The sequence below is a fragment of the Streptomyces albospinus genome (assembly GCF_014648695.1).
In the GTDB taxonomy this organism is placed as follows: domain Bacteria; phylum Actinomycetota; class Actinomycetes; order Streptomycetales; family Streptomycetaceae; genus Streptomyces; species Streptomyces albospinus.
On sequence record NZ_BMRP01000013.1, the window covers coordinates 52,884 to 76,320 of the forward strand.

Below are 23,437 nucleotides of genomic sequence, written 5' to 3' on the forward strand. Positions count from 1 at the left end.
TCAGACGGTCCCGCCGAGTTGGTGGAGCACCGCGTCCAGCAGCCCCTCCGCATCCAGATCGACGCCCCCGGCCCGCAGGAACACCGCGTTCAGCAGCTGGTCGGTGGCCAGTTCGCCCGGACCGCGGCGCTGGAGGAACGCCCGCAGGATGTCCTCCACACCGATCAGCGCGTCGTCGCCCAGGTGCGCCGCCACGATGGCGCGCAGCCGCTCCTCGTCAGGCGTGGGCAGATCGAGCCGAACGCAACGGCGGAGAAAGGCCGGTGGGAAGTCCCGCTCGCCGTTGCTGGTGATCACGACGACCGGGAACTCGGTGCACATCACCTTGCCCCGCTCCACCGTCACCAGGTCGTTGGAGTCCGCCGCCAGCACCTCCACCACCGACTGCGACTCGGGCAGCCGGGCCAGCTCCGGTATCTCGAAGACGCCCTCCTCGAACACCGTCAGCAGATCGTTCGGCAGATCGACATCGCCCTTGTCCAACTCGTCGACCAGCAGCACCCGGGGACGGGGACCCGGTACGAGAGCCGTGCCCAGCGCCCCCAGGCGGACGAAGCTCCCGATGGACGGTTCGGCCTCGCCCCGGTCGCGGCTGAGCGTGGTCTCCCGCAGCCGGCCGATGGCGTCGTAGCGGTACAGCGCATCCTGCACGCTGGCCCGGCTGTTCACCGGCCAGCGCAGCACCTCGCCGAGATCCAGCTCGTGCGCGACGGCCCGCGCCAGCGAGGACTTGCCGGTCCCGGCCGGCCCGGTGACCAGCAGCGGCCGGCGCAGATGGAGCGCGGCATTGACCACATCGGCGTGCTCCGGCGCGATCAGATACGGCAGCGGACCGGGCCCGGCACCTGGGACGCCGCCCGACCGCCGGGAGCCGAACCGGCGCCAGGGCGGGGCCGGCGGCAGGGTGACCCGGCGCTGTGTGCCGTCTCCCTGGAACAGCCGCCAGTCGGCGGTGGGTTCGGGGCTCATATGGTCTCCGTCGGTTCGGCGAGCTGGAGTTCGGGCACTGCGCGGTCGGGGTCGGCCCAGGCGAGCACCGGCCGGCCGGGATGGTCCGCCGGCTGGTGCAGGGTCTTGGCGCGGTAGGAACGGATCTGCTCGGGCAAGGCTCGGGCCGGCGCGTCCGCCACCTGCCGGACGGCCTGCGAAGCGTCCCGGTCCGCGCCGCGGTCCCACAACACCACCGGTACGCCCATCGCCAGACACACCTGGACGACCTCCGTCCGCACCCGCTCCGGGACCTCCACCGACACCCGGGCGGCGTCGCGGCGGTCCAGCAGCTTCCCGTACACCTCGCGCACTCCGGTCGACGGACCGGAGATGGCGAGCGGGTCGGCACAGTCCAGTTGCTCCCAGCGGTGGCGCCAGTCGGAGAGGAAACGCTCATTGTGCCGCAGGAGTTCCGGACAGTGCACCACCAGTGCGTACTCGGCGCCCAGCACCCCCGGAATCAGCCCGTCCGGGTCCGCGAACTCCCATTCGTCCACCGGAAGTTCCAGGCTGTCCCGGTCCACCAGCACCTCGACGACCGGACGGCTGCCCTCCGGCGCCGACCGGCAGAGCCGCTCCAGCACCTGGAGCACCGCCTCCGCGGTCTGCGCCGCACTGTACGGGCGGTCCGTCGCGGTCGCCGTCCGGTGCGGCCCCGTCCCGTCGTCGCTCCACATCCGCAGTCGGAAGGCATCCGCGCCCGCGCTCACCAGATGCACCAGCAGCCGCGGCGGCGCGGTACGCCGGCGCCGGCCGAGCGCCCACTCGTCCGCGTCCGCCCGCCGCTCCCGCAGCGCGGACGCCGGAATCCCGAGCCGGGTCGCCACCCCGTCCGCCCACAGCCGCAGCCGGGCGCGCTCCGGGGCCGGGCACAGCACCGCGGCGAACTCCATCGCCCGCAGCAGCCCCGGAACCCGCAGCTCGTCCGGCCCGGAACGGCTGTCGCCGGTCAGCTGCTCCACCCGCTCCAGCAGCTCCCCGAACCGGGCCGCCTCACAGGGGAGTTCCGCGACCAGCGGCAGCGCCGCCCGTACGGCCTCCGGCAGTTGCTCCGCGACCGGCGCGGGCACCGCGTCCAGCAGGGCCAGCAGCCGCTCGTGCTCCCGTGGCGACAGCAGCCGCGGCACCGGGGACATCCGCCCCGTCGCCAGCAGCGTCGCGACCGTCGCCGGATCCCTGGACCGCAGCACCTCGGTGAGCGCCGCCAGTGCCCGCTCCTCGGTCACCAGCACCCGGGCGAACTCCTCCGGCGTCGGCGCGGACCCGTCCGCCGGATGCCCCAGACCGCAGCGCTCGGCGACCGCCTTGGCGTAGTCGGCCCGGAACATCTGGGTGGGGAAGGCGTTCGCCAGCAGATCGGCGAGCACCGCCTCGGCGGGGTCGTCGTCCCGTACGGGCCCCTCCAGCAGCGCCCCGGCCCCGGCCCGCCGCAGTTCCTGCTCGATCCGCTGCCAGGGAATGCCCCAGCTGCGGCGGGTGATGTGCCGCGCCTCGTAGGGCAGCGGCCGGCCCGACACCGGATCGACGGGCGGCAGCACACAGGCCGCCACCAGCCCCACGACCGCCCCGTCCGCGTCCGACCACAGCGGACCGCCGCTGTAGCCCGGCCCGATCGCCATCCCGGACAGCGCCCCGTCCATATAGCCCACCCGGCCGTCACAGGACTGCACCCGCACATCGGCGTACGTCCCGGTCAGCGCGCTCCCGTGCCAGGCACGCACGGACTGCCCCGCGCGCATGGCACGGAACTCGGGCGCGCCGGGGCCCGCCGGCGCACCGCTGCGGCCCGGTGGCGCGTCCGGGCCCGCCGGACCCCATAACTCCGCCGCCGGGCCGGTGACCCGGAGCACCGCCAGATCACCCGCCCACTCCAACTCACCCTGCCCCGGCGGCCCGTGCACACCGTCGAGGCGGCGCGGCGGTATCCAGTGGACCACCCGCGCCTCGCCGACCCGCGGCCCGGACGGACCCGGCAGCTGCACCCGCAGCACGGCGCCCTCCGGCCGGCCGGCGTCGAAAATCCCCTTTCCCAGCGCGTCGTTGACGACATGGGCGCAGGTCAGCAGATGGTCCGGGGCCAGCACGACGCCGGCGCCCGCCGACTTGCCGTCCGCCCGGTCCAGTACGGACACCACCCGGTAGCGGGGATCCGCCGGATCGCCGGTGCCCGCCCCGCAGCCGCCCGATATGGCGCGGAACCAGCCCATCAATCCGCCCGCTGAGGCCGCCACGTCGCGGTGATCGTCAGACTCGCCTGTCCGTTGGCCCCCACGATGCCGAGCTTGAGGTCCTGGCCGACCTGCACCCCGAACTGCACCGACATCTCGTGCGGGGGCCGTTCGGAAGCGGTCACCGCGTCATGGATCTCCTGGAGCAGCGGGCCCAGGGGCCGCAGCGTCGTGTGCAGCGCGGCGACCGCCGTCGCCGCTGCCGCCGCGCCGCCACGGGCCACCGGCACCGTCGGGCCCATCCCGTCGGGCAGATCCGCGCCCGCGGCCAGGGCCGGAGCCACCGTCCGGTCCTGGGCCGCGTCCGGCTGCGGGTGCGGCCGGGGCGCGCCCGCGGCCGGAGCGAGCTCCAAACGGATGGTTGTTCCATCGGCGAGGCTGAGTTCAGAGTGATTCGGCACGCCCCCATTGTGCCGATCACCGGCGATCACGACAGCGGAACGGCAAGATCACCGGCGGCCGGGCGGCGGGGCGGCCTGGCGGCGGGCGGGGCGCGGCATGGCCGCCCCGTGGAGTGGAACACCCGCGCCTCACCGGGTGGCCGGCCGGATCGACCGGGCGTGCCCCAAGACATCGCGCGGGCCCGGCAGTTCTTCGCCCCCCCCGCAGCCGCTCGTCATTGCTCACTCGCCATTGGTCTGAGGGAACCCCCGCCATCGCGCCGGCTGAACCCCCGCCGCAGCGCCTCGTACCGGATATCGCCCAGCCCCACCTCCGTGCCGTACGCGAATCCCGTACCGCTCCGGATTCCCGTACCCTCCGGTTCACCGCCATCGCCATCCCCCCTGCCGCGGCCCCGGCCCCGGGGCCCGCACATCGCTTCTTTGTGTCATCAACTCGCCACTGTCCGTAATGATTCCCGCGGCAGATGCACAGGGGAGGTGAACGCGGCACCGGCACCCGCGGCACGCCCGGAGGGGGCCGTCGTACGCGCCCGCCGCCCCCGGCCGTCGCGCGCCCACCGCCTCCGGTTTGGCGCAGCCGCCCGCCGCTACGTAAAGTTCCGCCGAAGCTCGACTCGAACAGGTGGTCCGAAAGGCCGGCGCAGCCGGCCTGACGAGGACGAACGATCCCAGGAAAGCGGCAGCGGCGATGACGGTGACCGAAGACAGCCGGGCCGATGGCGCGGGAATCGACGCGGAGCGGATGGCGGTCTGCCTGAGCGTCCTCGAAGAACTCGACACCCTCCCGATCGACCACCCCGACGCGATCGCCGTACGGCGGGCCACCGCGGGCATCTACCGGACGGTGAAGCAGCGCCGGCGCCAGGAGCGCCGGGCGGCCAAGACCGCCAACGACAAGCGGGTGACCGAGGCGACCGCCACCGGAGCCGCCGACCGGATCGACGACGAGACCCTGGGGCTGGCGCTCAGCAGCTCGGTGACCTCGGAACTGGCCGGAGTCCTGGAACGCCCCCGCTGCTGCTACGTCTGCAAGGCCCGCTACGTCGAGGTCGACGCGTTCTACCACCAGCTCTGCCGGAGCTGCGCCAAGGAGAACCGCGCCCGCCGCGACGCCCGTACGGACCTCACCGGGCGGCGCGCGCTGCTCACCGGCGGGCGCGCCAAGATCGGCATGTACATCGCCCTCCGGCTCCTCCGGGACGGCGCCCACACCACCATCACCACCCGCTTCCCGAACGACGCGATCCGGCGCTTCACGGCGATGCCGGACAGTGCGGAGTGGCTGCACCGGCTCAAGATCGTCGGCATCGACCTGCGCGACCCGGCCCAGGTGATATCCCTGGCCGACGCGGTGAGCGCCGAGGGCCCGCTCGACATCCTGATCAACAACGCCGCCCAGACCGTCCGCCGCTCACCCGAGGCCTACGGCCAGCTGGTCGCCGCGGAAACCGCGCCGCTGCCCGCCGGCGAGCTGCCCGCCTCGCTCGTCCTCGGCCACTTCGGCAGCGGTGCCCCCGCGCTCCCCGGCCCCGGGGCGGACGGGCGGCCGGAGCTGACCGCCGAGAACCTCACCGCGCTCGCCCTGACCGGCGGCTCCGCCTCGCCCGCCCGGATCGAGGCGGGTACCGCGATCGACGCCGGCGGCCTGGTACCCGACCTGCACGCGAGCAACAGCTGGATCCAGAAGGTCGACGAGGTCGACCCGGTCGAGCTGCTGGAAGTCCAGCTGTGCAACATGACCGCCCCGTTCCTCCTGGTCAGCAAGTTGCGGCCGGCGATGGCCGCGTCCCCGGCCCGGCGGAAGTACGTGGTCAACGTCTCTGCGATGGAAGGCCAGTTCAGCCGCGGCTACAAGGGCGCCGGGCATCCGCACACCAACATGGCCAAGGCCGCGCTCAACATGCTCACCCGCACCAGCGCCAAGGAGATGCTGGAGACCGACGGCATCCTGATGACCGCCGTCGACACCGGCTGGATCACCGACGAGCGCCCGCACCCCGAGAAGATGCGCCTCGCCGAGGAGGGCTTCCACGCCCCGCTCGACCTGGTCGACGGCGCGGCCCGGGTCTACGACCCGATCGTCCGCGGTGAGCTGGGCGAGGACCTGTACGGCTGCTTCCTGAAGGACTACGCCCCCGCGGCCTGGTGAGCACCAGGCGCCGTCCCCCCCGTGGTGGCGGACGGCGCCCTTGCCGGGCGCCGCGGGCGCAGCCGATCAAGGCTCCCGGGTGCGCCGTAATCTGGTGACGTGACCACGACCGAGCCGGACTCCGACGACATCCGCCGTATCGCCCTCGGCCTCCCGCAGACCGCGGAGAAGCAGGCGTGGGGCATGCCCACCTTCCGGGTCGCCGGGAAGATGTTCATCACCGTCCCCGACGACGAGACCTCCTTCGCCGTGCGCTGCCCCCGCCACGAGCGCGAGGAACTGATCGCCGCCGAGCCGGAGAAGTTCTGGGTACCGCCCCACGAGGCCGCCTCCAACTGGGTACGGGTGCGCCTGGCCGCCCTGGAGGACATCGGCGAACTCCGCGACATCCTCGTCGACTCCTGGAAGCAGGCGGCCCCGGACGCACTGGTCGAGGCATACGTGACCCACGACTGACCGCGCGCCGGCCGGACTTGAGGGGCCGGACTTGAGGGTTTCGGACGGGCCGCGTCGCCGCTCATCCGGACGGGCGGAACCGCTCGTCCGGCAGCAGAACCGCAGCCCCCTGGATCCGGTCACCGGCCAGATCCGCCAGCGCGTCCGGGGCGCGGCTCAGCGGATACGGTCGCGTGGTGACCCGGATCCCGATCCGCGCCGCCGCCTCCAGGAACTCCCGCCCGTCCTGCCGGGTGTTCGCCGTCACACTGCGCAGGTTCCGCTCGTAGAACAGCTCGCGGTGGTACGAGAGCGGAGGGATGTCGGTGAGGTGGATCCCGGCGACGGCCAGCGTGCCCGACCGGTCGAGCGCCGCCAGCGCCACCGGTACGAGATCCCCGACCGGCGCGAAGAGGATCGCGGAGTCCAGCGGTTCGGGCGGTGCGTCGTACGCGTCGCCGACCGATGCCGCGCCCAGTTCACGCGCCAGCTCGCGCGCCCGCGCCGACCGCGTCAGCACATGGACGGTCGCTCCCTCGGCCAGCGCGACCTGCGCCGCCAGGTGCGCCGAGCCCCCGAACCCGTAGATCCCCAGCCGGCCGCCCGGCGGCAGCGCACTGCGCCGCAGCGCACGGTAGCCGATGATCCCCGCACACAGCAGGGGGGCCAGCTTCTCGGCGCTCTCGGCGTCCGGCAGCGGATACGCGTAGGCGGCCGGTACCAGCGCCGCATCCGCGAACCCGCCGTCGGCGTCCCACCCCGTATACGTCGATGCGGGGCAGAGGTTCTCCGCCCCCGCACGGCAGTAGCGGCACGTCCCGCAGGTGCCGCGCAGCCATGCGCCGCCCACCCGGTCACCGGTCCGGAACGCCGTCACCGCCTCGCCCGCGGCAACCACCCGGCCCACGATCTCGTGTCCCGGTACGGTCGCCGGCCGGTGCGGCGCCAGATCACCCTCAGCGAGATGCAGATCCGTACGACAGACACCGCAAGCCTCCATGCTCACCAGGAGATCGCCGGGCCCCGGCTCCGGAAGGGGCCGGCGCACCGCCGTCAGCGGCCCGGAGTCCGCCGGACCGGGCCGCTCCACCGCCCAGCCGGACAGCGTCTCCGGTCGCGCCACAGCTGCCACCCCTCCAGCGTCGCGCCCGCCCGGACGCCGGGCAAGCGCTGGCCGGCACCGGCGGCCGTTCCCGCCGGCCTGATCGCGGGCAGTCAATTTCTACAGTGCTGTAGATTTTCGCCTCGTAGCCAACGACCGACGAAAGGATGCCACGTGGGCATCGTCAGCTGGATCGTGCTCGGACTCCTGGCCGGTGCGATAGCCAAGTTCCTCCTCCCCGGGCGCGATCCGGGCGGACTGTTGGGCACCACGCTCATCGGTATCGCCGGGTCGTTCGTCGGCGGCTGGCTCTCGGCGAAGTTCCTGCACCGGCCGATCGCCCACAATTTCTTCGACGCCGCCACCTGGATCGCCGCCGTCGCGGGTGCGCTCGTGCTGCTGATCATCTACCGGCTGCTGTTCGGGAATTCACGGGACTGAGCCGGAGTCGGCCGCGCCGGGAAAGCCGCAGGTTTCTTTGCGGATGCGGGAACTGCCGTGCCGGTGCGTCCGTTTCCCGAGCAGACCGGAATTGGGGAATCAGATGACCGTGAACATGAGCAAGGGCCAGAAGGTCAGCCTCAGCAAGTCCGACGGCGGGGCGCTGAGTGTCGTACGGATGGGACTGGGCTGGCAGGCCGCGCGCCGCAAGGGATTTCTCGCCCGCCTGACGGCCCGGGAGATCGACCTCGACGCATCGGCGGTGCTCTTCGCCGGCAAGCAGCCCATGGATGTGGTCTTCTTCCAGCACCTGGTCAGCGACGACGGCTCGGTGCGGCACACCGGCGACAATCTGGTCGGAGGCAGCGGCCAGGGGGGTGACGACGAATCGGTTCTGGTCGATCTCCAGCGGGTGCCGGCGCATGTCGATCAGATCGTGTTCACCGTCAACTCCTTTACGGGGCAGACCTTCCAGGAAGTGGAGAACGCGTTCTGCCGCCTGGTCGATGAGACCAATGGCCAGGAATTGGCGCGGTACACCCTCTCCGGAGGGGGTGCGCACACCGCCCAGATCATGGCCAAGGTCTTCCGGGCGGACGGGGGTTGGCAGATGGCGGCGCTGGGCACGCCCGCGCACGGCCGGACGTTCCAGGATTTGATGCCCACCATCGCCGCGCACCTGTGACGGTGCGGGCTGCCGTGCGTAGGTGACGACGCGGGCCGGGGCCCGGGTGGCTGCGGCCGGTGACCGCGGCGGCGGCGGGGCGCCGTCGAGGTGCGGTCCTCGACGGCGCTCGCTACGGCGTCCCGGGCGCCTTCGGCCCGGAGAAATCCGGGCTGCCGAAGTCGGGTCCGGCGAAGTCCGGTGAGCTGAAGCCGGGGCCGTCGGACGGGACGGGGCGCCCCTCGCCCGTACTGCCGGAGACGCCGGCCGCGGCGGGGCGGGGGAGGGCCGGGCGTCCGGCGCGGTTCTGGCCGCCGTCGCTTCCGGGGGTGTCCAGCCGGCCGAGCAGGAACGGCATGATTCCCCGCTCCAGCAAGGCCAGTTGCCAGGCCGCATGTGCCCGCGCGGTCTCCGGATCGGCGTCCTCCGGCGTCCGGGCATCGGCCGCCGCGCGGTTGCGCGCCGCCGTCACCAGCATCCAGATCAGCCCGGTCAGCGTCGCCACACCCGCCACGCCAGCGGACGTCCACCCGGCCGCGATCAGCTCGTCGGCGAGCGGGGACGGCGCGGCGACGGCCCGCAGACCGAAGCCGAACAGCAGGAAGACGGCCGCCGCGGTGGCGGCCAGACCGGGCACCAGCACCCCGAGTGCGGGCAGCAGTCCACCGCTCCGGGTCTGTGTGCCGGTGCCGGTCTTGGGCTCCACGGGGCGAGCGGGGGCCGTGGAGGCCCGCAGCTGGACGAACTCGCGGTACTCGGCAGTTGCCACCGCGGTGATGGCGGCGCGGGCGGCGAGCGCCTCGCTGCGCAGCTGCTCGGAGTTGAGCGTCCTGGCCGTCCGCTGCAACGCCTCCCTGATCTCCGCGGAGTTCAGGGCCCGGTCCAGGGTGCGCTCGAATTCGGGTGCGTCCTGTGCCTGTAAGCGGTCGTTCTCGTGCACGTGTATTCCCCGGTGGGTTGAGGGAGCCAAGTTGCTCGACTGTTCGGCCCGGTGCTCTGCCGAGGCCGACCGGACGGCGATGCATTCCGGTCACGGTGCGGACCAACGTGGTGCGCTTCTTGATGGTTCCCTGATTGCGCAATCTCTAAAGTGTTGCTCATGGATGAAATGGACGCAGCAGGGTGGGAAACGGCCGTACTCTCCGGTGGGCCCGCGGACGGGGTCCGGCTGCGACTGAGCGGCCGGCCGAGCGTGCTACAGGTCAACCACCCGTGCCAGGCGGAGAACGCACCGGACGGCATGCAGATCGCGGCACTGCACATCTACCGCCGTGACCTGAAGGTGAAGAGCGAGCCGCTGCGGTACGGGTTCGACGGGGTCAGCCCCTGACGATCCGCCCGCGGTGAGGACTTCCGCGCCCCTGCCTCAGGAAGCGTGGTGGGGGCCGGCCTCCTGGTCCGTACGGGCGGCGGCGGGACGCTCGGCGCCGGAGGTGCCGGGGGCGGTCGCGGAGCTGACGGTGCCGGGCGCGCCGGGGGTCGCGTGGATGGTGCGCGGCGGCTCGGTCCGCTCCTGGGGACCCGCCTCGTAGGTGGTGGTCGGCGGTGTCCCGTCGTCCTCCTTCATCGCCTTCGCCTCGCTCTTGAGGATCCGCAGCGACTTCCCCAGTGCGCGTGCGGTGTCGGGCAGCTTCTTGGAGCCGAAGAGGAGAATCACCACGAGCGCCACGACCAGCAGATGCCAGGGTTCCAGTCCATTGCGCAGCATCGCGCCCACCTTTCTCTCGTTGTCACAGTCGCGGCCGACAGGGAACGGCCCCGGATTTCACTTGCTACATTGCGCAACTGTATAACCCTGTGCAGGAGTGATCCCTATGCCTGCACGAAATCGCATGGACGAGGGTGCACACGTGACACGCAGCCACAAGGCACAAGCCGTACGCGGAAGCGAGGACGGTCTTGTCGGGGGACGGCGGCGTCGGCCCAGCAGGGTCAGCACAGCGGCGGCACTCACCCTCTCCGTCCTGGTGCTTCTGGTCGCGGGTTCCGGCTGGCTCTACCTCCAGCTCAACGGGAACATCACCACCTTCGGCGCGGACGGCCTCAGCCAGGACCGGCCCGCCGCCGGCGCCGGCGGCAGCAACGTCCTGGTCATCGGCTCCGACTCGCGCGCCGGCAGCAACAGCAGGCTGGGTGGCGGGACGGGCGACGTGGGGCGCTCGGACACCGCCTTTCTGCTGCATGTCTACGGCGACGGCCGGCATGCCGGCGCCGTGTCGCTCCCCCGCGACACCCTCGTCGAGATCCCGCCGTGCCGACTGCCCGACGGGAGCTGGACCGCACCGCAGTCCGGCGCGATGTTCAACTCCGCGTTCACCGTGGGCCAGACCGCCAAGGGCAATCCGGCCTGCACCCAGAACACCGTGGAGAGGCTGACCGGGCTGCGCGTCGACCACACCGTGGTCGTCGACTTCGCGGGCTTCTCGAAGATGACCACCGCGGTCGGCGGCGTCCCCGTGTGCCTGCCCAAGGACGTCTACGAGGGCGACCTCAACCCCAACCGGGGATCGCCCGGGCGGCTCATCTTCACCAAGGGCCCGCAGACCGTCTCCGGCCAGAAGGCGCTGGACTACGTACGCCTGCGGCACGGCATCGGGGACGGCTCGGACATCGGCCGGATCAAACGGCAGCAGGCGTTCGTCTCCAGCCTGATCAAGAAGGTCAAGTCGCAGGGCATGAACCCCTCCGCGCTGCTGCCGCTGGCGAACGCGGCCACCGATTCGATGACCGTCGACCCGGGGCTGGGCTCGGCGGACAAGCTCCTGGCCTTCGCGATGTCGATGAAGAACATCGACCTGCACAACACCAAGTTCGTGACCCTGCCCTGGCGCTACCAGGGCGCCCGGGTCGCGATCGTGCACCCGGACGCCGACAACCTGTGGGAGGCCCTGCGCGCCGACCGCACCGTGGACGGCCAGGACGCCAGCGGCACGTCCGCGCACAAGGGCGATGACGGCAAGTCCGGCGCGGACGCCTCCCCGGGGCCGGGCGCCGCGGTGTCCGGGGCCGGTATCCGCGTCGCCGTCTACAACGGCACCACCGTCCCCGGGCTGGCCGCCCGCGCCGCCGACGCGCTGAACGCCGCGGGCTTCACCGTCTCCGGCACCGCCACCGCCGCCGGCCAGCAGCACACCACCACGGTGATCAGCTACGGCCCCGGCCGCCAGGACCACGCCGGAGCCGTCGCCCAGCTCTTCCCGGGCGCGGTGCTCCAGCAGGCCGCCACCCCGGGCATCAGCGTCACCCTCGGCCGGTCCTACGCAACCCAACCGGCTCCCGCTGCGTCCCCGCCCGGTGGGGGCTCGTCGCAGGTGGGCGGCAAGGCCCGGTCCGCCGACGACAATCCCTGCTCCGATCTCTCCTACGGTTAGCGACCGCCCATAATGGACAGTCGCGGGAGTCCCTTTCACCCTGTTTCGCCCATACGTATCCCCTGCGCATCCGGTACATATCCCGAGCATCTTGAGGAGATCAGCCCTATGTCAGCCCTCCGCCGGCACTCGCCCGGCCCTCTGACCGGAGTCCTGTCCGGCGTCCTGCTGGCGGCCCTCGTGCTGCTCGCCACGGTGGCGGTGCTGCCGCGGCCGGCCTACGCCGCGGGCAGTGGCCTGGACACCGTGGCCGAGGCACTCAGAAAGAGCCCGGTATATGTCGACCCGCGGGTGAAGGACAAGCTGCCGGACGCGGACCGCGACGCCCTGGCGAAGAAAATACGCGACGCCGACAAGCCGGTCTTCGTCGCCGTGTTGCCCGAGACCGCCGAATTTCCCAAGGCCAGGCTGATGCAGGACCTGCGGACCAAGGTCGGCGTGACCGGCGTCTATGCCGTCGACCTCGGCGCCGCCGGCTTCAACGCCGGGGCCGACCGCCAGGTGCTGCCCGGCGTGAAGAACCTCAGGAATGCCGTCAGAGATTCCCACAGCCGCGACGACGTCAAGGGCATCGTCACCGACTTCGCCAACCAGGCCATCGCCCAGGCCCGCGGGACCGCACCCTCCTCATGGGGCGACGACGCGAGCGGCGGTTCCGGCGGCTCCACCGCCGGGCTGATCACCGCCGGCGTGCTCGTCGTGGGCGGCGCAGGCGGCGGCTACGCCCTGTACCGCCGGAGCAAGAAGCGGCGCGAGGAGCGCGAGCGCGCCGAGCTGGCACAGCTGCGCGTGGTGGTCGACGAGGACATCACCGCCTTCGGCGAGGCCCTGGAGCACCTCGACTTCAACCCCTCCGAGCCCGGCGCCACCGACGACATGCGCGCCGACTACACCACGGCCCTGGACGCCTACGACCTCGCCAAGACCAAGATGGACGAGGCCCGCGTCCCGGCGGACGTACGGGCGGTGACCGACGCCCTGGAGCGCGGCCGGTTCGCGCTGGCCACGCTCGCCGCACGGCGCACCGGCGCGCCGCTGCCGGAGCACCGCAAGCCCTGCTTCTTCGACCCGCGGCACGGTCCCTCGACCGTCGACGTGCAGTGGGCCCCGCCCGGCGGTGCGCCGCGCCCGGTCCCGGCCTGCGCGGCCGACGCCACGCGGCTGGCCGACGGGCAGGAGCCGATGTCCCGTACGGTGCAGACCGCCGACGGGCAGCAGCCGTACTGGAACGCCGGACCCGCCTACTCGCCCTGGGCCGGCGGCTACTACGGCTCCGGCGTGCTCCCCGCCCTGGTCGCCGGAACCCTGCTCGGCTCCCTCATCAGCGCCCCGTCCGCCTACGCCGACTCCCCGTCGTTCTTCGGCGGCACGGAGGGCGGGACCGACTCCGGTGCCAACTTCAACCCGGCCGACTTCAGCGGCGGTTGGGGCGACGGCGGCGGCTTCGACGGAGGTGGCTTCGACGGTGGCGGCGACGACTGGTGAGCCGACAGCGGTGAAGCACGGCTGAATCGCCGACGCACTGAGGGCCTGCCCGGAATCCGGGCGGGCCCTCACCCGTTCTCCCGGTCCGTCAGCCGTTCGCCCGGCGCGCGTACCGCATCCGCGCGATCGTCAGCGCCGCTCCGTACAGGGCGAGGACGACCGAGAGCAGCAGGTAGTACAGCGGAGGCGGGGCCGACATGGCCAGCAGTGTGGCGAGCGGGGACACCGGCAGCAGCAGGCCGACGACCGCGAGGGCCGTGACGGCGAGGTGGACCGGTCCCGCGGCCCGGGCCTCGGCGGCCCGGCGGCCCGTCCGCAGCAGCAGCATCACCATCGCCTGGGTCAGCAGGTTCTCGGTGAACCACCCGGCGTGGAACATCGTCGGGGTGTCGGTCCCCGACGTCGCGCGGGCCGAGAACGCCAGCACCGCGAAGGTCGCCAGGTCGGCGGCGGCGTTGATCAGGCCGAAGGCGGTGATGAAGCGGAGGAAGACCCGCGGGCGCAGCACGGCGGGCTTGCGCGCCGAGTCGGGGCTCGGCCGGTCGAAGGCGAGCGAGAGCTGCGCCGCGTCGAAGCAGAGGTTCTGAACCAGGACCTGGGCCGGGAGCATCGGCAGAAAGGGCAGCAGCAGACCCGCCGCCAGCATCGCGATGACATTGCCGAGGTTGGACGACAGCGTGATCCGCAGATAGGCGGCGATATTGCTGCTGGCGTGCCGGCCGGTGGTGATCGCCCGCTCGATGGCGGTCAGATCCTTCTCGGCGAGCACCACGTCCGCTCCCTCGCGCGCGACCGGCACCGCCCCGCGCGGGCAGATCCCGACATCCGCGGCGTGCAGCGCGGGCAGGTCGTTGACCCCGTCCCCGAGGAACCCGGTGGTGTGCCCGCCCTCCCGCAGCGCCGTGACGATCCGGGCCTTGTCCTGGGCCGTGCACCGCGCCACGACCGTCGCCCGCTCGACCGCCGCGGCCAGCGCCGGCCCGCCGACCCCGGCGAGCCGGTCCGCGGTGAGCACCTCGCCCGGCTCCAGCCCCAGATCCCGGCAGGCCCGCGCCGCGGTGCCCGGGTGGTCACCGGTGAGCACCTTCACCGCCACCCCGCGCCCGGCGAGCACCTTCAGCGCATCGGCCGCGGACGGGGCGAGCGCATCGCTCAGCTCGACGAAGCCGAGGAAGGTCAGCCCCCGCACATCCGCGTCGGTGTACGCGCCGAGCCGGGGGCGGCGCTCGCAGCGCGCCACGGCCAGCAGCCGCAGACCGCTGTCCGCCTCCGCCGCGGCGAACCGCAGCAGCCGCTCGCGGGCCGCCTCGTCCAGCTCGGCGTCCTGCCCGTCGAGGTTCAGCCGCCCGCAGCGGGCGACGACGTCCTCGACGGCGCCCTTGACGACGAGGGTGTGGCTGCCGTGCTGCCCGGGGCTGCGGACCACGGCCGCGGCCAGCCGCCCGACCGGATCGAACGGCAGCGCCGCGATCCCGTCGTACTCCAGCGGATCCGCCCCGTTCTCGTCCGACGCCTCCAGGACCGCCTCGTCCAGCGCGTCCGGCACCGGCAGTTCGGCCAGCTCGATCGTCCAGAAGCTGTTCACCGCCGCCCAGCGCAGCACCTCGGGATCGCTGACGCCGCGCGCGTCGACGGCCCGTACGACGACCGGCCGGTCCTGGGTCAGGGTGCCCGTCTTGTCCAGGCACAGCACGTCGATCGCCCCGAGGTCGTGCAGCGCGGGCAGCCGTTTGACGATCACCCCGCTCGTCCGGGCCAGCGCGGCGGCACCCCGGGCCAGCGCGGTGGTGACGATCACCGGCAGCATCTCCGGCGTCAGACCGACCGCGACGGCCACCGCGAACGGCAGCGTCTCCAGGCCGCGTCCGCGCAGCGCGGCGTTCGCCATCAGCACCAGCGGCGGCGTCAGCAGCATGAAGCGGATCAGGGTCCAGGCGATGCCGTGCACCGAGCGGTCGAACGCGGTCTCCCCGCGCCGCCGGGCCCGCCCGCCGTACGCCGCGGCGAACCGGGTGTCCGCACCCGTGGCCACCACCAGCGCCGTCCCGCTCCCGGACGCCACGCAGCTGCCCTGGAAGCACATGTGCGGCGGTTCGGCCGCCCCGCCGTCCCCGTCGAGCGGCGCGTCCACCGCCCGCTTGGGCACCGGCGCGGACTCACCGGTCAGCGCGGCCTGGTGCACGGTCAGCCCGCTGGCCCGCAGCAGCCGCACATCCGCCGGTACGAGGTCTCCCGGGCCCAGCCGCACCACATCGCCCACGACCAGCTGGTCGACGGGGATCTCGCGCACCTGCGGCGGAGCGCCGTCGTCCGCCCGGCGCTGCACCGTCGCCGTGGTGGCGACCAGCTCCCGCAGCGCCGCCATCGACCGGCTGGCATGGTGCTCGCCGCCGGACCGCAGCGCGCAGCTGACCGCCACCAGCGTCAGGATCACGCAGGCGGTGCCCCAGGAGGCGACGGCCGCCGACACCAGCCCCAGGCACAGCAGCACCGTGGTGAACGGATCCCGCAGACTGCCCAGAAAGCGCCGCGGCCAGGACACCGGCTTCCAGGTCGGCACGGTGTTCTCGCCGAGCCGGGCCAGCCGCTCCTCGGCCTGCGCGTCCGTCAGCCCGCGTGGCCCGGTGTCCAGCCGCCGCATCAGCTGCAACGGGGTCAGCGCCGCCGGCTCCGCCCCCGCCGGGGCACGGCGCAGCTCCCCGCCCGTGCGGGTGCCTGCTGTGTCCGGGGGCGTCGGGCCGGTCCCGGGTGCCGTGGTGATCTCAGGCACCGAGCTCACGCAGGCGGACCGGCGCCTCGACGTCGGAACGGGCGGCCAGCTGGACGACCAGCGTCCGCATCACCGCCACCACATCGGGGTCGTCGACGAGGTAGACCACCCGCCGGCCCTCGCGGCGGGAGCGCACCAGGCCGGCCAGCTTCAGCTTCGACAGATGCTGGCTCACCGCCGGCAGTGCGCCGCCGACCCGCTGCGCGAGCCCGCTGACGTCACTCTCGCCCTGTGCCAGTGCCCAGACGATGTGCAGGCGCGGGGGAGAGGCCAGCAGACCGAACATCGCCGCCGCCTCCGCCAGCACCTCGGCGGACGGATCGGGCTTGGCGGCCTTGGCGGCCTTGCCGTCGAAGCTGGTCACCACTGCCGCTCTCCGTCCTTCCGGGGCATCCCCATCGTCCCCGGAACGCCCAGTGTAGGCGGCGGGCCGTATGCCCTGACAGGCCGAAGCTTCCAGTGCCGAACAGGCGAGTGCGGAGTGCCGGGAGCGCCGGCTGCCCCCATGATGGCGAATGCTTCACCACGGGTGCATCACGGCCGCATCAGCCACTCGATCTCGCGAGGTCTCACGATGGAAGAGAACGGGACCATGGAAGCGCCCCGGCCCCTTGCCGGGGGCCGGGCCACCTATGGGGGCCGGGCCACGGAATGGAGCCGGGCCATCAGGGACGGCCGGGCGCTGCGGCGGGCCCCGGTCCAGGTCTACGGGCTCCGCCCGCTGCCCGCCGACGTCTCCGCCCCGAGCCCGCTGCCCTGGCTCGCCGCGGTCTGCGCGCTGTTCGTCATCCTCCAGGTGGCCCTGGTGGCGCCCGGGTCCGGGCTCGGCTGGGACGAGACGGTCTACGCGAGCCAGGTCAGCCGGCACGCACCGCCCGCCTTCTTCAGCGCACCACGGGCCCGCGGCATCACCTACCTGATCGCGCCGGTGACCGAGCTGACCTCCTCACCCACCGTCCTGCGGATCGTCCTCGCGCTGCTCTCCGGCGCCGGCCTCCTGGGCGCGCTGTGGATCTGGCGCAGGCTGCTGCCCACCCGCGTCCTGGCCCTCGGGGGCGCCCTCTTCGCCACGCTCTGGATCACCCTCTACTACGCGCCCCAGGCCATGCCCAACCCCTGGAGCGCGTACGCGACGCTGGCCGCCGTCGGCTGCTTCCTGCGCGCCGTAAGGGACCGCACGGACCGCCGGGCGCGGGTCATGCTGCCGCTCGCCGTGGCGGTGGTGGCGCTGATGCGCCCGCCGGACGCCGTCTGGCTGGTGCTCGCGCTGGCCGCCGCGGCGCTGGTGGTGCCCCGGTGGCGGCGCCCCGCGCTCGTCCTGTTGCTGGTGGCCGGGCTGCTGCTGGGCGGTGCGGACTGGATCGTCGAGGCGTACACCCGCTACGGCGGCCTGTTCGCCCGGCTGCACCGCGCCGCCGAGATCCAGGGCGGCATCGGCTGGAACCTCGCCGTTGAGGACCAGATCCGCAGTCTGGACGGAGTGGGGCTGTGCCGCCCCTGCGACGTGCCCTGGACCCACCCGGTCACCGCGGCATGGTGGTTCACCCTGCCCGTCCTGTTCCTCGGCGGCGCCCTGGCCGCCGTCCGGGCCAAGCGCCCGGCCACCGCTCTGCTGCCCGGCGCGGTCGCGGTGGTGATGGCCGTGCCGTACCTCTTCCTCATCGACTACGCCGCCCCCCGCTTCCTGCTGCCCAGCTATGCCCTGCTCGCCCTCCCCGTGGCCGACTGCCTGTGCCGGCTGATCGCCCGCGGGGGCCGGCTCCGCCCGCTCGCCACGCTCCTCGTCGCCGTCGCCCTCCTAGGGCATCTGGCAATCCAGGGCGCCGTGTTGACCGGCAACACCGCCCGCAACCGCCATATGCGCCAGGATTTCCGGGCCGTCGCCACCGCGCTGCACGGCCTCGGGGTGCGCCCGCCCTGCACCCTCTCCGGCGAGAACGCCGTCCAGATCGCGTACTACACGGGCTGCTTCTCCCGGCAGATCGGCGGGCCCGACGCCAGCATCACCCCCGAGGGGCTCCTTGCCGAGGCCGCCCGCCGACCGGTGGCCCTGCTCGTCCCGCCGCGCACCGCGCCCCCCGCCTTCGCCCGCGCCTGGCACCCGGCTCCGCTGTCCGGCGCCACCCGCTTCCGCGGATACCGTGCCTATCTCGCGCCCGTCCCGAAGGCTCCGAAAAGGGCCGCCCGGTAAATCCCGCGGATACGCCGGGGAAACTCCGGCGAGCGCAGAATTCACCGGATTTCCGTTCGGACGTTCGGACCGGAAACTTCCGCACCGTGTTTGATCGGGGGTGCGTCACCGCACCCCCCTTCATTGCACCGTTCCGGAAGTGGACCATGAGCACGATCAGCATCGGCCAGGCCGTCGCCCTCGGAATCATCGAGGGCGTGACGGAATTCCTCCCGGTCTCCTCCACCGGCCATCTCAAAATCGCCGAAGGACTGATGGGGATATCCGTCGACGACAGAGCCGTGGTGGGATTCTCCGCGGTGATCCAGGTCGGCGCCATCGCCGCCGCACTGGTCTATTTCTTCCGGGACATCGTGCGGATCGTCGGCGCCTGGTTCCGCGGACTGGGCAACCGCGCGGAGCGCCACCACCACGACTACAGATTCGCCTGGTGGGTCATCTACGCGACCCTCCCGATCGTGGTCGTCGGCCTCGCCGCCAAGCCGCTCATCGACAGCACCCTCGCCTCCCTGTGGGTCGTGGCCGGGGCGCTGATCGTCGGCAGCGGCGTGATGTGGGCGGCCGACCAGATGGGCCGCCACCGGCGCGGCGAGGACGACACCACCCTCAACGACGCCATGTGGGTCGGCTGCTCCCAGATCCTCGCGCTGCTCTTCCCCGGTTTCTCCCGCTCCGGCGCCACCATGTCCACCGCCCTGATCCTGGACCTGGACCGCGTAGCGGCCACCCGCCTCTCCTTCTTCCTCGGCATCCCGGCCCTCACCGGAGCCGGCATCTACGAACTGAAGGACGCCATCGGCAGCGGCGCCGCGATCCTCCCGCTGGCCGTCGGCACCGTCGTCTCGTTCGCCGTCGCCTACGCCTCGATCTCCTGGCTGCTGCGCTTCGTGGCCCGGCACTCCTTCAACTCCTTTGTGATCTACCGGATCCTGGTCGGTGCGCTGCTGCTCGGCCTGCTGGGCGCGGGCGTTGTTGGCTGACGACCACCGCCGGCGGACGGAGCCCGGCGCGCGGCTGCGGGCGCGGCTGCACGCGGTCGAGGAGGCCGCCGAGCGGATCGGCACCACCCTGGACGAGCAGACCACCTGCGCCGAACTCGCCCGGTTCGTCTGCCGGCGGCTGTGCGATGCCGCCGCGGTGGACCTCCTCCCCGAGGACGCGGCCACCGACGCACCGGAGACCCTCGGCGGGCCGCCCTCCCCGGCAGCGCTGCACCGGGTGGCCACCGCCGGATCCGCCCCGCTGCTGGAGCCCGGGTTCGCCACCGCACCGGTGCCGCTCTCGGTGCCGCTCCTCGCCCACGGCCACCTCTACGGCGTGCTGCTCGCCGCCCGCGCCGACGGCGGCTTCACCGAGGACGAGGGCGCCACCCTCCGCCACGCGGCCCGCCTGGCAGCCGTCCATCTCGCCCATGCCCGCCGCCATGCCGCCACCCAGCGCACCGCGATGGACCTGCAACGCGCGCTGCTCGCCGAGCCCGGCCGCCCGCACCCCAACCTGGAGCTCGCCACCCGCTATCTGCCGTCCGGCACCAGCGCCCTGGTCGGCGGCGACTGGTTCGAGTCCGTACGGCTCCACTTCGGGCGCACCCTGCTCGCCGTCGGCGACGTCATGGGGCACGGGCTCGACGCGGCCGTCGACATGAACGCCTACCGCTCCGCCCTCCGCTACGTCGCTTCGGCCGATCTGCCGCCGCACCGGGTCCTGCGCCAACTCGACCTCGCGGTGGCCGACGACGACGGCCGACGCCCGGCGACCTGCCTGGTGGCCCGGGTGGATCCGGCGCGCGGTATCGCCGCGTTCGCCGCCGCGGGCCATCTCCCGCCGGTCGTGTTCACCGGCGCCGGCACCGCCGAACTGCTCCACGTCCCCGTCGGCCCGCCGCTGGGCACCGGCGCCGGCGGCTGCGACCTCGTCACCCGCGCCCTCACCCCCGCCGACACCCTGGTGATGTTCACCGACGGCCTCGTCGAACGGCGCGGCGAGGACATCGACGCCTCCCTGGCCCGGCTCGCCGGGATGCGCCTGCCCGCCGGTGCCGGGGTGGAGGACGTACTCGACGAGGTCCTGCTCCGCCTCGACGGGCGGCACGCCGAGGACGATGTCGCGGTCCTCGCCGCCCGCATCCGCCGCCACCCGGGCCCCGGCTCCGTCAGATCGCCTGACGCGGCGTCACACTGCTGACGGCGATGCGCACTCGGGGCCGTCCGGGACGGGGCAATTCCACCGGTCGATGTGCGAGTTGGCGGAGGTGCCAGTGCGCCCTTCCGGAAGGCGGCCCACGCTCCGTCAGAAGGTGCAGTCGGCGATGCGGCCGTCGACGGTGCCGATCAGCACCCGGTCCGGCCCGGCGGCGGTGAGGGACAGCGGGTCGGCGGGGAAACCGTCGATGCGGAGCGTGCGCCGGTCGCGGACGGTCCCGTCGGCGGCGCACAGGGCCACCACCTCACCGGAGTTGCCGGCCACGTAGACCGTCTCGCCGTCGGTGTCCAGGCCGGTGGTCTGGGTGTCCGTGGTGAACACCCAGTCCGGCGCCCCGTCGGGCATCCGGCGCCGGACGACGAACGCCCCGCCGGGGCGCAGGCCGTGCGGGTGGTGGACGGTGCCCGCATGCACCAGGGCCGGGCCGCGGCCGTCGGCGAGGTGGACCGCAGGGCCGCCGAACAGGTGGGCGTCGCGGTCGGCGTCCCATTCGAGAGGGAAGAGCCGGTGGATGCGCGGGGTGCCGGTGGTGCCATCGGGCGGATCGACCCGGACGATCTGCTTGCCGGCCGCGGGCTGCGTCGACTCGCCTTGCAGGAAGAGGAGTTCGGGGCTGTGCCGGACGGGGAAGTGGTGGTTGAACAGGTCGTAGCCGCCCAACTCCAGGCGGACCGCCTCGCGGTGACCGGGCGAGACCAGCACGGTCACCGGGCGCGCGACGCTGTGCCGGCAGTCGCGGAGCGCCAGCCAGCCGTCCGCGCGCCGGGTGCAGGCGACCGCGAAACCGGGGTCGACGGTGGTGCGCACGGTGCCGTCGTCGACGGACAACCGGTCGATGGGGTACGGGCGTTCGTGCCAGCCGTGGCCGTCCCACCGGGTCCGTGCGCTGGTGTTGACCCAGGCCGACCGGCGGTCCGGCGCGAGCAGGATCTCCCGGCCGCCGCCCTGCGGGTCCGGGTCGGGGGCGGACCACTCCCGTGTGCCGTCCGGGCCCCAGCACTCCAGCCGGGTCCCTTCCAGGGCGGCGAGTATCCGGCCGCCGGGCAGGGACTCCACCGCCCAGACGGGCCCGCGGCGGGGCCCGGGGGCGGCGCCGTCGATCTGCGCGAGCAGCGGTGGCACGCGATCGTCGGGAGGCAGTGCGACGAGCTCCAACTCGCTGTCGTAGGGATGTAGTTCACCGGGTGAGGGGGCCGACGTCGGGTTCCCCGCCGCGGACCAGTCGTCGTGCTCGACGACGGCGCGGAGGGCGGAGTCGCCCCCCGCCTCCAGGACGTCGTCGTCCGGCGTCAGGAAGACCTCCAGGGTCCGGGCGTCGGACCAGCGCAGCCCGCACACGTTGCGCGGCTCGGCGAGCAGCGAAAGGACGCGCCCGGAGGCGAGGTTCAGCAACAGGAGCTCCCCCTCGTGGCTCCAGGCGCCGGTACCGATCGCGAGCAGCGGCAGGGTGGGGTGGAAGCGCAGTGCGCTGACCGACCACCGGGCGCGCAGCAGCTGCCGGCAGCGCGGAGCGTCCGCGTCGTAGACCCCGATCCGCGTCCTGGTCCAGCCCTTCGCCGCGTCCCGGCCGGGCCACTGCGGGTGCCGCAGACCCCCGGCGACCGCGAGCAGCCCGAGGCGCTCGTCGCGGACGGCCGTGCCCGGGTGGCCGACCTCGGTGTACGGCTGGTCCCCGAACACCCGGCGAACGGTGAGGGGTCGTGGCTGCGGCATGGGGCTGCGGTCTCCTCGCGGTGGTTGGTGATGGGTGGTCGGTGCGTCGTGCGTCGGGCCGTTGCGCATCGCGCCGTGGCCGGCACCCCATCCTCCGGTACCGACGTGCCGCTACGGCGCCCGGTGCCGCAGCGGTGATGACGGCCGGTCGGCCCAGGCCCTCGCGTCCGGCTGCTCCGCGTCCGCGGGCCGGGTGATGGCGATCATCGCCGCGTCATCGCCCAGGTTCCCGTCCGCGTACTGGAGCAGATCGTCGTGCAGACGCCGTACGAGGGAGGCCGGGTCGCGGTCGTTCCAGGAGGCCAGCCGGTCGGCCAGCGGGTAGAACACGCCGTCGCGGTTGCGGGTCTCCATCACCCCGTCCGTGTAGAGCAGCAGCACATCGTCCGGTTCGAAGGTGAAGGTCTCGACCTCGTAGTCGCTCTCCGAGAGGGTTTTCAGGCCCAGTGGGATCGCCGGCTCGGCGACCTCCAGCGGAAGGACCTTGTCGCCGCGCAGCATCAGGGGCGGGGGGTGTCCGCAGTTCACCATGCGGAGGAACGGGCCGGTGTCGGGAACGTCCAGCACCAGAGCGGTCACAAACGACTCCGGGTCCTCCTCGGGGGCGTGCGCCAGGTTCCAGAACACCGAGTTGCCCAGGTGCGCCGCCATGCCCGCGAGGGAGAGGTGGCGGTAGGCCGACCCCCGGAAGGCGCCGACCAGCGCGGCGGCCTCGCCGATGGCCGCCAGGCCCTTGCCGCGCACGTCCCCGATGACCAGCCGGGCCCCGCCCGGCACCGGCACCGCCCCGTACAGATCACCCCCGATCTCGGCCTCCGCCTCCGCCGAGATGTACGCGGACTCGATCCGCAGCCGGCCGATCCGGCGGGGCAGCGGCCACAGCAGCACCTGCTGCGCCGCCGCGGCCACCGACCGTACCTGGGTGAGCTGCCGCTCATGCCGGTCGCGCGCATAGCGGAAGAGCGTCACCAGCACCGAGATGACGAGGAGGGCGGCGATCTGCGCCTGGTGGTTCGCGGTCATCAGCCCGCCGTGGAACTGGCCGATGAGGATCTGGGCGGCCACCGCCAGGGCTCCGATGGCGCCGGTCAGGCCGGGACCCGCGAAGGACGCGGTGATCGCGGGCGCCGCCACCAGGAACGGGCCCAGATGGATGGAGGTCGGGGCGCTGATGTCCAGCACGGTGACCACGGCGATCAGCGCGAGCGGGATGGCGACCAACCCGTGGCTCAGCAGCCAGGACCTGCCGGATCGGGGGAGACCCTTCCGGACGCGCATACTTCCTCTCTACA

At 73.2% G+C, this 23,437-nt stretch carries 20 protein-coding genes; 10 read left to right on the plus strand and 10 right to left on the minus strand.

What is annotated here, in order from left to right; all coding sequences use genetic code 11:
- Genes IEZ17_RS19225 through IEZ17_RS19235 form a run of 3 tightly spaced genes read right to left on the minus strand, consistent with a single transcriptional unit; the run spans position 1 to position 3,619 of the window.
- A complete protein-coding gene (locus IEZ17_RS19225; RefSeq protein ID WP_189301738.1) occupies positions 1-969 on the minus strand; it encodes an AAA family ATPase in 969 nt (322 codons plus the stop codon).
- A complete protein-coding gene (locus IEZ17_RS19230) occupies positions 966-3,221 on the minus strand; it encodes a VMAP-C domain-containing protein (protein WP_229852391.1) in 2,256 nt (751 codons plus the stop codon). The genes IEZ17_RS19225 and IEZ17_RS19230 overlap by 4 nt, the downstream gene beginning before the upstream one ends.
- Positions 3,197-3,619, minus strand: coding sequence for a CU044_2847 family protein (locus IEZ17_RS19235; RefSeq protein WP_189301740.1), 423 nt, complete (start codon positions 3,617-3,619; stop codon positions 3,197-3,199). Before IEZ17_RS19235 ends, IEZ17_RS19230 begins: the two co-directional genes overlap by 25 nt.
- 691 nt (positions 3,620-4,310) lie before the next feature.
- Here IEZ17_RS19235 and IEZ17_RS19240 point away from each other — a divergent pair.
- Together IEZ17_RS19240 and IEZ17_RS19245 are read left to right on the plus strand one after the other, a co-directional pair.
- The gene (locus tag IEZ17_RS19240) at positions 4,311-5,771 is read left to right on the plus strand and encodes an SDR family NAD(P)-dependent oxidoreductase (protein WP_189301742.1); all 1,461 of its coding nucleotides are present in this window, start codon (positions 4,311-4,313) and stop codon (positions 5,769-5,771) included.
- Between the two features lie 99 nt (positions 5,772-5,870).
- The gene (locus IEZ17_RS19245; RefSeq protein ID WP_189301743.1) at positions 5,871-6,227 is read left to right on the plus strand and encodes an MmcQ/YjbR family DNA-binding protein; all 357 of its coding nucleotides are present in this window, start codon (positions 5,871-5,873) and stop codon (positions 6,225-6,227) included.
- A gap of 61 nt (positions 6,228-6,288) precedes the next feature.
- Here the strand turns inward: IEZ17_RS19245 and IEZ17_RS19250 are convergent, their stop codons facing one another.
- Positions 6,289-7,338, minus strand: coding sequence for a zinc-dependent alcohol dehydrogenase family protein (locus IEZ17_RS19250; protein WP_373299871.1), 1,050 nt, complete (start codon positions 7,336-7,338; stop codon positions 6,289-6,291).
- A 144-nt stretch (positions 7,339-7,482) separates the two neighbouring features.
- Between IEZ17_RS19250 and IEZ17_RS19255 the strand changes: the two genes are divergently transcribed.
- Both IEZ17_RS19255 and IEZ17_RS19260 read left to right on the plus strand, forming a co-directional pair.
- A complete protein-coding gene (locus tag IEZ17_RS19255; RefSeq protein ID WP_189301745.1) occupies positions 7,483-7,749 on the plus strand; it encodes a GlsB/YeaQ/YmgE family stress response membrane protein in 267 nt (88 codons plus the stop codon).
- 103 nt (positions 7,750-7,852) lie between these two features.
- Positions 7,853-8,434 carry a TerD family protein gene (locus IEZ17_RS19260; protein WP_189301747.1) on the plus strand — a complete coding sequence of 194 codons (582 nt, stop codon included), beginning with the start codon at positions 7,853-7,855 and terminating at the stop codon, positions 8,432-8,434.
- Between the two features lie 112 nt (positions 8,435-8,546).
- Here IEZ17_RS19260 and IEZ17_RS19265 read toward each other — a convergent pair whose 3' ends face one another.
- Positions 8,547-9,353, minus strand: a complete 807-nt coding sequence (locus IEZ17_RS19265; RefSeq protein WP_189301748.1) for a hypothetical protein — start codon at positions 9,351-9,353, stop codon at positions 8,547-8,549.
- Between the two features lie 159 nt (positions 9,354-9,512).
- Between IEZ17_RS19265 and IEZ17_RS19270 the strand changes: the two genes are divergently transcribed.
- Entirely contained in the window at positions 9,513-9,743 is a 231-nt protein-coding gene (locus tag IEZ17_RS19270) for a hypothetical protein (RefSeq protein ID WP_189301750.1), read from the plus strand.
- A gap of 36 nt (positions 9,744-9,779) precedes the next feature.
- Here the strand turns inward: IEZ17_RS19270 and tatA are convergent, their stop codons facing one another.
- Positions 9,780-10,121, minus strand: a complete 342-nt coding sequence (tatA, locus tag IEZ17_RS19275) for a Sec-independent protein translocase subunit TatA (protein ID WP_189301752.1) — start codon at positions 10,119-10,121, stop codon at positions 9,780-9,782.
- Positions 10,122-10,263: 142 nt separating this feature from the next.
- On the opposite strand from tatA, the gene IEZ17_RS19280 reads away from it, so the two are divergent.
- On the plus strand, positions 10,264-11,784 hold the full coding sequence (locus IEZ17_RS19280) for an LCP family protein (RefSeq protein ID WP_373299872.1): 1,521 nt from the start codon (positions 10,264-10,266) through the stop codon (positions 11,782-11,784).
- A 108-nt stretch (positions 11,785-11,892) separates the two neighbouring features.
- Positions 11,893-13,269: a hypothetical protein gene (locus IEZ17_RS19285; protein WP_189301754.1), complete on the plus strand. Its 1,377-nt coding sequence runs from the start codon at positions 11,893-11,895 to the stop codon at positions 13,267-13,269.
- 88 nt (positions 13,270-13,357) lie between these two features.
- On the opposite strand, the gene mgtA is transcribed toward IEZ17_RS19285, so the two are convergent.
- Entirely contained in the window at positions 13,358-16,048 is a 2,691-nt protein-coding gene (gene mgtA, locus IEZ17_RS19290) for a magnesium-translocating P-type ATPase (protein ID WP_189301756.1), read from the minus strand.
- Positions 16,032-16,325, minus strand: coding sequence for an ArsR/SmtB family transcription factor (locus tag IEZ17_RS19295; RefSeq protein WP_229852415.1), 294 nt, complete (start codon positions 16,323-16,325; stop codon positions 16,032-16,034). Before IEZ17_RS19295 ends, mgtA begins: the two co-directional genes overlap by 17 nt.
- Positions 16,326-16,613: 288 nt before the next feature.
- Here IEZ17_RS19295 and IEZ17_RS19300 point away from each other — a divergent pair, with 288 nt between their 5' ends.
- From IEZ17_RS19300 to IEZ17_RS19310, 3 genes are all read left to right on the plus strand, one after another.
- Positions 16,614-18,230, plus strand: coding sequence for a hypothetical protein (locus IEZ17_RS19300; RefSeq protein WP_229852392.1), 1,617 nt, complete (start codon positions 16,614-16,616; stop codon positions 18,228-18,230).
- A gap of 146 nt (positions 18,231-18,376) precedes the next feature.
- Positions 18,377-19,210, plus strand: a complete 834-nt coding sequence (locus IEZ17_RS19305; protein WP_189301760.1) for an undecaprenyl-diphosphate phosphatase — start codon at positions 18,377-18,379, stop codon at positions 19,208-19,210.
- Positions 19,203-20,414 (plus strand): PP2C family protein-serine/threonine phosphatase, encoded by a 1,212-nt coding sequence (locus tag IEZ17_RS19310; protein WP_189301761.1) that lies wholly within the window; start codon positions 19,203-19,205, stop codon positions 20,412-20,414. Before IEZ17_RS19305 ends, IEZ17_RS19310 begins: the two co-directional genes overlap by 8 nt.
- 105 nt (positions 20,415-20,519) lie before the next feature.
- Here the strand turns inward: IEZ17_RS19310 and IEZ17_RS19315 are convergent, their stop codons facing one another.
- Both IEZ17_RS19315 and IEZ17_RS19320 read right to left on the minus strand, forming a co-directional pair.
- Complete coding sequence (locus tag IEZ17_RS19315) at positions 20,520-22,145, minus strand: hypothetical protein (RefSeq protein ID WP_189301763.1); 1,626 nt, start codon at positions 22,143-22,145, stop codon at positions 20,520-20,522.
- 111 nt (positions 22,146-22,256) lie between these two features.
- The gene (locus tag IEZ17_RS19320) at positions 22,257-23,423 is read right to left on the minus strand and encodes a PP2C family protein-serine/threonine phosphatase (protein WP_189301766.1); all 1,167 of its coding nucleotides are present in this window, start codon (positions 23,421-23,423) and stop codon (positions 22,257-22,259) included.
- Between the last annotated feature and the right edge of the window lie 14 nt (positions 23,424-23,437).

Bases quoted from the DNA above. Each gene is read 5' to 3' on its own strand.
- IEZ17_RS19225 (WP_189301738.1), bottom strand. From the start codon at position 969: ATGAGCCCCGAACCCACCGCCGACTGGCGGCTGTTCCAGGGAGACGGC.
- IEZ17_RS19240 (WP_189301742.1), top strand. From the start codon at position 4,311: ATGACGGTGACCGAAGACAGCCGGGCCGATGGCGCGGGAATCGACGCG.
- IEZ17_RS19260 (WP_189301747.1), top strand. From the start codon at position 7,853: ATGACCGTGAACATGAGCAAGGGCCAGAAGGTCAGCCTCAGCAAGTCC.
- IEZ17_RS19270 (WP_189301750.1), top strand. From the start codon at position 9,513: ATGGATGAAATGGACGCAGCAGGGTGGGAAACGGCCGTACTCTCCGGT.
- tatA (WP_189301752.1), bottom strand. From the start codon at position 10,121: ATGCTGCGCAATGGACTGGAACCCTGGCATCTGCTGGTCGTGGCGCTC.
- IEZ17_RS19285 (WP_189301754.1), top strand. From the start codon at position 11,893: ATGTCAGCCCTCCGCCGGCACTCGCCCGGCCCTCTGACCGGAGTCCTG.
- IEZ17_RS19295 (WP_229852415.1), bottom strand. From the start codon at position 16,325: ATGTTCGGTCTGCTGGCCTCTCCCCCGCGCCTGCACATCGTCTGGGCA.
- IEZ17_RS19300 (WP_229852392.1), top strand. From the start codon at position 16,614: ATGGAAGAGAACGGGACCATGGAAGCGCCCCGGCCCCTTGCCGGGGGC.
- IEZ17_RS19305 (WP_189301760.1), top strand. From the start codon at position 18,377: ATGAGCACGATCAGCATCGGCCAGGCCGTCGCCCTCGGAATCATCGAG.
- IEZ17_RS19315 (WP_189301763.1), bottom strand. From the start codon at position 22,145: ATGCCGCAGCCACGACCCCTCACCGTTCGCCGGGTGTTCGGGGACCAG.
- IEZ17_RS19320 (WP_189301766.1), bottom strand. From the start codon at position 23,423: ATGCGCGTCCGGAAGGGTCTCCCCCGATCCGGCAGGTCCTGGCTGCTG.